Annotated in this window: 6 protein-coding genes and 2 pseudogenes; 2 read left to right on the forward strand and 6 right to left on the reverse strand. The window is 52.1% G+C overall.

Annotated features, from left to right (window positions below):
• Positions 1-205: 205 nt before the first annotated feature.
• From MUU47_RS00325 to MUU47_RS00350, 6 genes and pseudogenes are all read right to left on the reverse strand, one after another.
• Positions 206-637 (reverse strand): Shiga toxin A subunit, encoded by a 432-nt coding sequence (locus MUU47_RS00325; protein ID WP_258986134.1) that lies wholly within the window; start codon positions 635-637, stop codon positions 206-208.
• Positions 634-1002, reverse strand: coding sequence for a tlde1 domain-containing protein (locus MUU47_RS00330; RefSeq protein WP_159758441.1), 369 nt, complete (start codon positions 1000-1002; stop codon positions 634-636). The genes MUU47_RS00325 and MUU47_RS00330 overlap by 4 nt, the downstream gene beginning before the upstream one ends.
• An 11-nt stretch (positions 1003-1013) precedes the next feature.
• Positions 1014-1505: pseudogene (gene tssD / locus MUU47_RS00335) on the reverse strand (type VI secretion system tube protein TssD).
• 350 nt (positions 1506-1855) lie between these two features.
• Positions 1856-2926 carry an ABC transporter ATP-binding protein gene (locus tag MUU47_RS00340; protein WP_258986135.1) on the reverse strand — a complete coding sequence of 357 codons (1071 nt, stop codon included), beginning with the start codon at positions 2924-2926 and terminating at the stop codon, positions 1856-1858.
• Positions 2919-4688, reverse strand: coding sequence for an ABC transporter permease (locus MUU47_RS00345; RefSeq protein ID WP_159773842.1), 1770 nt, complete (start codon positions 4686-4688; stop codon positions 2919-2921). The genes MUU47_RS00340 and MUU47_RS00345 overlap by 8 nt, the downstream gene beginning before the upstream one ends.
• Positions 4689-4787: 99 nt before the next feature.
• The gene (locus tag MUU47_RS00350; RefSeq protein ID WP_258986136.1) at positions 4788-5876 is read right to left on the reverse strand and encodes an ABC transporter substrate-binding protein; all 1089 of its coding nucleotides are present in this window, start codon (positions 5874-5876) and stop codon (positions 4788-4790) included.
• A 345-nt stretch (positions 5877-6221) separates the two neighbouring features.
• On the opposite strand from MUU47_RS00350, the gene MUU47_RS00355 reads away from it, so the two are divergent.
• Together MUU47_RS00355 and MUU47_RS00360 are read left to right on the forward strand one after the other, a co-directional pair.
• The gene (locus MUU47_RS00355; RefSeq protein WP_258986137.1) at positions 6222-6851 is read left to right on the forward strand and encodes a transporter; all 630 of its coding nucleotides are present in this window, start codon (positions 6222-6224) and stop codon (positions 6849-6851) included.
• A gap of 236 nt (positions 6852-7087) precedes the next feature.
• Positions 7088-7294: pseudogene (locus tag MUU47_RS00360) on the forward strand (LysE family transporter); the annotation flags it as partial.
• Positions 7295-7420 lie beyond the last annotated feature (126 nt).

Consider the following 7420-nt stretch of genomic DNA (forward strand, 5'->3'; position numbering starts at 1 on the left):
GCAGTGGCAATGGTTTTATAATCACGAACGACCAAATATGGCATTAAATGGCTTCACGCCGATGCAGCATATTCAACGCATGACCTGATTCTATTTATCACCTCCGTTAAAAATGGGGGGATTACCGATGAGCCGGATTGGCAGTAGGGGATAGAGAAACACGTCCCAGTGGCTGGAGGCGTGTTTTTTGGAAGGGGGTTTATTATCAAAACTCGCGCGAGACAGTCAAATAACCATTGTGGCGGACTGAGCATTCATCATCGTTCAGTAGTGCAGAGGCGATGAAAATATCCTGCATCCCTTCTGTGCTGGTGTACGTGTACCGCGCTGTCAGATTCATAACATGACCATTATGATAAATTCCGTAATAGTCGCTCTCCGATAATCCGTTACCGGCTGCGCTATCAGTCTTCGCCAACTGCCGTGCAAACACGTCAGAAACAGGCGTAATGCTCAATACTTCCACCGTAGTTTTCCCACGCGCAACGGCAGAGGGGGCAATAATCAAATCCTTCGTGAAGGCAGAGAAAAGCCCCTGCTCAATGAAGCGCCCAGGCGTTGCGCACTCGCTACCGGGTTCGGCGGCGAATGCCAATACAGATGTAAATGCCAGGGATAGCAGAACCGCGCGATTCACCTCACCACCTCTAGTTCAGACCCCGTGTCGTTTTTCACTAACAGACGCGTAGAAGGACTCATGATAATGCAACCTTCTGATGCGAATCCCGCAACGCCTACACGTTTATCGCCATGCATACGGAACGTTTTCATATCACGTTCATACGCATTGCCGCTGATGTGTTTTAACGTAATGGTAAGCGGGCCTTTGCTGGTGCCGGAGTGCCCGATTTTCCATATACCGCGCGGGATTGGTCCCATTCCGCGAACGTTTTCACGGTCCGGGTTATTTTTATTCGTCAGCGAACCGGAATAGCCTGTTTCAATTAACTTGCCATCGCGATAAAGCTCACCGGTGCTTTGCTTATATAACCATTTAGCCATTTGTGATCTCCTTATGCGGTTATGCGCTCTTTCCAGCTGTCAGCGTGCTGTATGTTACCGTCTACATAATTCCAGGTGATTTTTTCATAACGCAGGCCAACGTATTCTATGTGTCCGTGTTTTTCAAAATCAGGATCTTTTGTATCAAACATCACCGGTACGACGTGGCAAACCTTTACGTTCTCTAGCTGTACGTTGAAATACTCTTGTTCGTAGCCGCTATCATTAATTCTGTAAAACCTGAACTCAGCATTCTTTAAGGTTCTGTCCGTGGTTAATGCGCGATATAAGAGCGGGGATGAGGCATCAATCTCTTTTTCGAAGGTGTACGCCTCATGCTGGCGCGTTCCGGTGGTCGCACCGGTCATATCGTCATTGGGGATAAACACATCATGCTGCATTCCCACCAGTTCTATACTTCCCTCTCTACCTGTAACGTCTACTCCGCCCTTTAGTCACTTTCCGCCTTCCTCGTAAAGCCATAGATAAACAGGTATAGCCATTATAAAAACTCCATTTTTTAAATTATCTAAATAAACATACTCCGTTCATTAATAATTATTTGTAATCGTTGATGTTCATTGATTAACAGAAATACACACAATATATTAATTAATAAAAATTATTGAGCCAGTGATTGTAATATCCTCTACACAATGGCCACACCACGCAAATTAAGCCCCGTTCGGATTAACCGTGACCTGCCCGACAAAACCCGCCAGATTCAGGAAGAAGAGTGCCAGTCAGCGGGAAAACGGGTGGCGCTTCCCTGACCTGACCGGCAGCAAATGTGAGTTGAGTCGTGGGGGATAAGCGAAGCGAATCCCCACTAACAGGTGTGTCCCTTTTGGCTTCAGGCCTTCGGGAAGATCCAGACGTGTTTTTCCGGCAGCGCCAGATGACAATTTTTCGGATCGAGCATCTCATTGCCGTACGCCCGAATAACAAAATCATCGCCCGCCGTGCGGAACAGATATTCCCAACGATCGCCCAGATACATGCTGGTCAACAGCGGTAACTCAAGCTGATTGTCACCCGGGCCATCAACGATTGCCACGCGTTCCACACGGATAACGGCGGTACCTTCTTGCCCGGTTTGTACCCCTTCACCGGCAAGGCCCCACAGCGCCCAACCGCGGCCTTCGATCCGCGCGTTGCCGTCGCGCATTTCCGTGATTTTGCCATTCAGGCGGTTATTGCTACCCATGAACTCAGCGGTAAACAGCGTTTTCGGCGTGCCGTACATCTCCTGCGGCGTGCCCTGTTGTTCAATTTTTCCGTTATTGAGCAGCAGGATCCTATCGGAAATCGCCATCGCCTCATTCTGGTCGTGCGTCACCATCAGCGCGGATAACCCGAGTTTGATGATCAGCTCGCGCAGGAACACGCGGGCCTCTTCGCGCAGTTTGGCATCCAGGTTTGAAAGCGGTTCATCCAGCAGGATCACCGGCGGGTTGTAGACCAGCGCCCGACCAATTGCCACGCGCTGCTGTTGTCCCCCGGAAAGCTGATGCGGATGGCGTTTACCAAGATGCCCCAGCCCGAGCTGATCCAGCACGTCCTGCACCCGCTGGTTAATTTCTTTGGCGGGCACTTTGCGCAGCTTCAACGGATAGGCCACGTTTTCAAACACGGTTTTGTGCGGCCAAAGGGCATATGACTGAAACACCAGCCCAAGATTGCGCTCTTCCGCCGGAACTTCACTGCGCGGTGTGCCGTCATACACTTTGTTGCTGCCGATGGTGATAGAGCCTTGAGTGGGTTTTTCCAGCCCGGCAACCGCGCGCAGTAATGTGGTTTTACCGCTGCCGGACGGGCCGAGCAGGGAAACCACTTCACCGCGTTTCAGGTTCATGGCCACGCCTTTTAATACCGGATTGTCGCCGTAGGTTAAATGCAGGTTCTCGACCGATAATTCAATCATGTAATTTGACTCCAAAACGAAGGGCAATTCCCAGGCCTACGACCACCAGCAGAATGTTGATAAACGACAGCGCCGCCACGATATCAATCGCGCCCGCCGCCCACAGGGAAACCAGCATCGAGCCGATGGTTTCGGTGCCCGGCGACAGCAGATACACCCCGGTTGAATATTCGCGCTCAAAAATCAGGAACATCAGCAGCCACGAGCCAATCAGGCCATAGCGGGCGAGCGGAATAGTGACGTGGCGGGTAATTTGCCCGCGCGTGGCTCCGGCGCTGCGGGCGGCTTCTTCCAGCTCCGGTCCTACCTGCAACAGCGTAGAGGAAATCAACCGCAGCCCGTACGCCATCCACACCACCGTGTACGCCAGCCAGACGCTAAAAATGGTGCTGCGCAACGACCGTAGCCAGACAATCAGGTTATCGCGCAGCCACTGCGACCACGGCATCCCTGAAAGCCAGCCGGATTTGAGCGCGTTATCGAGCCACATCGGCAGAAACAGGAACATCCACAGGAACGCGAGCCCGGCGAGCAGACCGGGAACCGCCCGCGGAACCAGCACGCTGTAATCGAGGAAGCGGGTGGTGTTGTCCGGTTTTCGGTGCATGGCGATGCCGACAAACAGATAACAGCCCACCGCCAGCGCGCCACCAAAGACGCCAATCGCCATCGAGTTGACGATGGCCCGCAGCAGGTTCGGCTGCGCCCAGATGGTGCGGAAAGTGTCGAGCGAAAGCTCATTCCAGATGGACACGCCCACGCCCCAGTTGGAGATAAAGGCACGCAGGATAACGCCCAGTAGCGGCACGCCAATGGTTACCGTCAGCCAGAAAGCCACGACGGCACCGGCAACCCAGCGCCATTTGCCCAATGGCAACGCGCGCGCCTGCGAGGCTTTCCCTTTCACGGTCACAAAACGGTTGGCGGTGCGCATCAACCGGCGCTGCAACATCACCAGCGGAATAGTGATGCAAATCAGCACCACGGCGACCGCCGCCATCAGATGATACGACGGCGTACCGAGTTTGTTGGTGAGCTGGTACAGATAGGTCGCCAGCACCATATTGCCTTCCGGATCGCCCAGTACCAGCATCAGCCCGAACACTTCCAGTCCGAGGAAAAACAGCAGCACGATGGCATACAGAATCGACGGTCTCACCATCGGCAAGCTCACGGAGGTCATCACCTGCAGCGGCGATGCCCCGGCGATACGCGCGGCTTCTTCCACATCGGAACCGACGCTGCGCAACGCCGAGGAGATGTACAAATAGGCGTGCGGCACGTGCGTCAGACCGGCGATCACCACGATGCTCGACATGTCGTAGATGTTCCACGGCACGAAGCCAATCAACGATTGCGCCCACAGCGAGAAGAAGCCCACCGGACCCGCGGCCACCACGTAGCCAAAGCCCAGCACCATCGGCGAAACGAAGATAGGCACGAGGATCAGCGGCTCAATCAGGCGTCTGCCGGGTAAATCGGTGCGCACCATCAGGAACGCCAGCACCCCGCCGAGCGGTATCGCGATAACCACCAGGCCGAACGCCAGAATAAAGCCGCTCTTGAGGGCCTTGTAGAAATCAGGATCGGTGAAAATAAAGCCAAAGGATTCAAGGCTCCACTCCTTCGACGGCGAGAAGAATGGAGCGGAAAGGAAACTTTGTATCACGATGAACGACAGCGGGGTGTAGATAACCAGCGCGGTTATCAACACCACAATGCCACGCGGCAGGCTTTGCCACTTTCTGCGTAATGCATTCATACGACTTCCCTTAGATGTCGGATGGTGCTCACGCTTATCCGACCTACGAATTGCTGTTGTAGGGGGAATAGGCGAAACGCTATCCCCCATTTTATGCCACTATTTTGCGGCAGCGGTGCGCCACTGCTTGATGTAATCCAGACGTTTTTTCGGCTGCAGGTATTCCAGCAAAGACTCATCAACCGGGATCGGTTTCAGTGCGTTGCCCAACATTTTGGTCATGCCGTCGATGTCGTTTTTCCCTTCGATATCGTTGCGGATAGACGGAATGTCGGCCTGATTTGCCAGAATGCTCTGCCCTTTTTCAGACAGCACATAGTCCAGCCACAGCCTGGCGGCATTGCTGTTTTGCGCCTGTTGGCTGATGAAGGAAACGCGCGACAGCACCAGGGTGTAATCCTTCGGATAGGAAATCCCCAGTGATGGATCCGTTTTGGCACGTGCTTCTGCGTAGGAACCCAGAATATTGAAACCGACCAGGTTTTCGCCCGAGGAGACCCTTTCCATCATCGTGCCCGTCGAGGACTGCACGGCAAGGCCGCCTTTGGCTACGTCTGCCAGGGTTTTGAAATAGTTTGGATCGGCTTTGGAATCCTGTACCGAGAGCATAAAGCCGAGGCCGGATTTCTCGATATCGTAGGTAGTGACTTTGCCTTTAAATTTGTCGGTCTGGCTGGCGATGAGCTTTGCCAGCGCCGCGTGAGAATCCGGGACTTCGTTGGCCGGGATCAGCCGTTTGTTATAGATAAAGACCACCGGCTCGTAGGTCGTGCCGTAGGCTTTATTTTTCCACACCGCCCATTTCGGCAGTTGGCTCTGTTCAGGCGAGGCGTACTCCTGGGCGTAATCGGTGGCGAGCTTGAGCGCCGTATCCATCGATGAACTCCAGACCACGTCGCCACTGCCGCCGCCTGCGGCCTGTTCGCTGATAAAACGGTTGTACAGTTCGGTACTGTTCATATCGTTATATTCAACTTTAATGCCCGGATAGGTCGCTTCAAAACCTTTAATCAGCGGCCCGGCGGCTTTGGTGTCAGTGGTGGAATAGATAACCACTTTGCCTTCTTTCGTCGCGGCATCAACGACTTTCTGATAGTCAGCCGGATAGCCCTGCGGCAGGGCTGAGAACGCGGAGGATGAAATGAAAACTGCGGCAGAGATCAGAGAAATACGGAATGTGTTCGACATTATAGTTAACCTTTTAGTTACATTTGAGGAACTAAAAGTCAACATAGCCTAATGCGTTCAGCAGGCAATAGGGGAAGGCCCTCTCTCTGCCCGAAGTGTGATTTCTGGCATTTTTTAAGCAATAAACACCATTAAAACCACGAAAAGAGCGTGAGCCTTAGCTTGTTTACGCGTTACTCCTGGGCCAAAACGCAGGCATAGCCGTTCCCTGGCCATGCCCCGCAAATAGACTGGGTGACCACTTACAAACTCGAATGTTAGAAAAGTGTAGGAATAACACGGTAAGCCAATCTGCGTGCCTCTGAAAGTTGTAACATCGCGTTAGATACACTTAATGGGATTGTTATGTCTTTAGTACGCACCATGATTTACATTCTTCTTGCTGCTGTTTTGGCAAGTGCTGTGTTGTTCGGTTTGTGGTTCGATGTGCATGTTCTGCAAGATAAACTCGGCGAGATATCCGTAACCGAAACACTTCAAGCAGGAATGCTTGCGGCGATAGTAGTCATTCACTTCAAGCTGGTTAATGACTCCGCATTCATGCGTAACTGTAATCTCCTGATCGGTGGTTTTTTCCTTGCGATGCTGATTCGGGAACTCGATGGTTTATTCGATCTCATCTCTCACGGTAGTTGGGTATGGTTTGCTTTACTCTCCTCCATCCTTGTGATTGCTTACACAGCAAGACATCATCGCAGGACATTGGCTGAACTTTCACGCTATCCGCTTACGCCTTACTACGGAATGATGATTTCCGGGTTGGTATGTATTTTAGTCTTTTCAAGATTGTTCGGTATGCACTCGCTATGGGAATCGGTGCTCGGAGATGAGTATCTTCGGGTCGTGAAAAACATGGTTGAAGAAGGCTCTGAGTCGTTCGGTTATACGTTGTGCCTGACAGCAAGCATCGCTTATTACTTCTACCAGCGTAGATCAGAGCGTAGTTTGAACGAGCAACCACCAACGGTCTCATAGAAAACAGGGAACATTGCGCCCCCTGTTGTCATTTCTTTAAGCGATACGCCCGCCAACCACTAACAGTTTTTAAATCGCACATGATGCGCGCAGCGAATCTGTGAACGCCGAATGAGATAGAAAAACGACGTTTTCTGTCGGGCATGATGACGACATTTTCGCGATATCATTCTTGAATTTTAATGTTGCCACGATGTTAATTTTTGCGTAATCTCCACGCTTTCGGAGACGTAAAAATGTCCGTCACAGATTCCCTCCTCGCATTCACTTTCGCCGCAGCGTTATTAACGCTGACCCCCGGGCTTGATACTGCATTAATTCTACGAACGTCGGTTGCCGAAGGCGGCAAAAAAGCCGTCCATGCGGCGCTGGGCATCGATCTGGGCTGCTTTATCTGGGGGGCTCTGGTGGCGTTTGGCCTTGGCGCGTTGCTGGCGGTGTCGGGGTAATCCCCCCATTTTTAACGGAGGTGATAAATAGAATCAGGTCATGCGTTGAATATGCTGCATCGGCGTGAAGCCATTTAATGCCATATTTGGTCGTTCGTGATTATAAAACCATTGCCACTG

Source organism: Scandinavium hiltneri (assembly GCF_024764835.1).
In the GTDB taxonomy this organism is placed as follows: Bacteria; Pseudomonadota; Gammaproteobacteria; order Enterobacterales; family Enterobacteriaceae; genus Scandinavium; species Scandinavium hiltneri.

Excerpts from the sequence above, each read along its gene's own strand:
- MUU47_RS00345 (WP_159773842.1), bottom strand. The coding sequence starts at position 4,688 with ATGAATGCATTACGCAGAAAGTGGCAAAGCCTGCCGCGTGGCATTGTG.
- MUU47_RS00350 (WP_258986136.1), bottom strand. The coding sequence starts at position 5,876 with ATGTCGAACACATTCCGTATTTCTCTGATCTCTGCCGCAGTTTTCATT.
- MUU47_RS00330 (WP_159758441.1), bottom strand. The coding sequence starts at position 1,002 with ATGGCTAAATGGTTATATAAGCAAAGCACCGGTGAGCTTTATCGCGAT.
- MUU47_RS00355 (WP_258986137.1), top strand. The coding sequence starts at position 6,222 with ATGTCTTTAGTACGCACCATGATTTACATTCTTCTTGCTGCTGTTTTG.
- MUU47_RS00340 (WP_258986135.1), bottom strand. The coding sequence starts at position 2,926 with ATGATTGAATTATCGGTCGAGAACCTGCATTTAACCTACGGCGACAAT.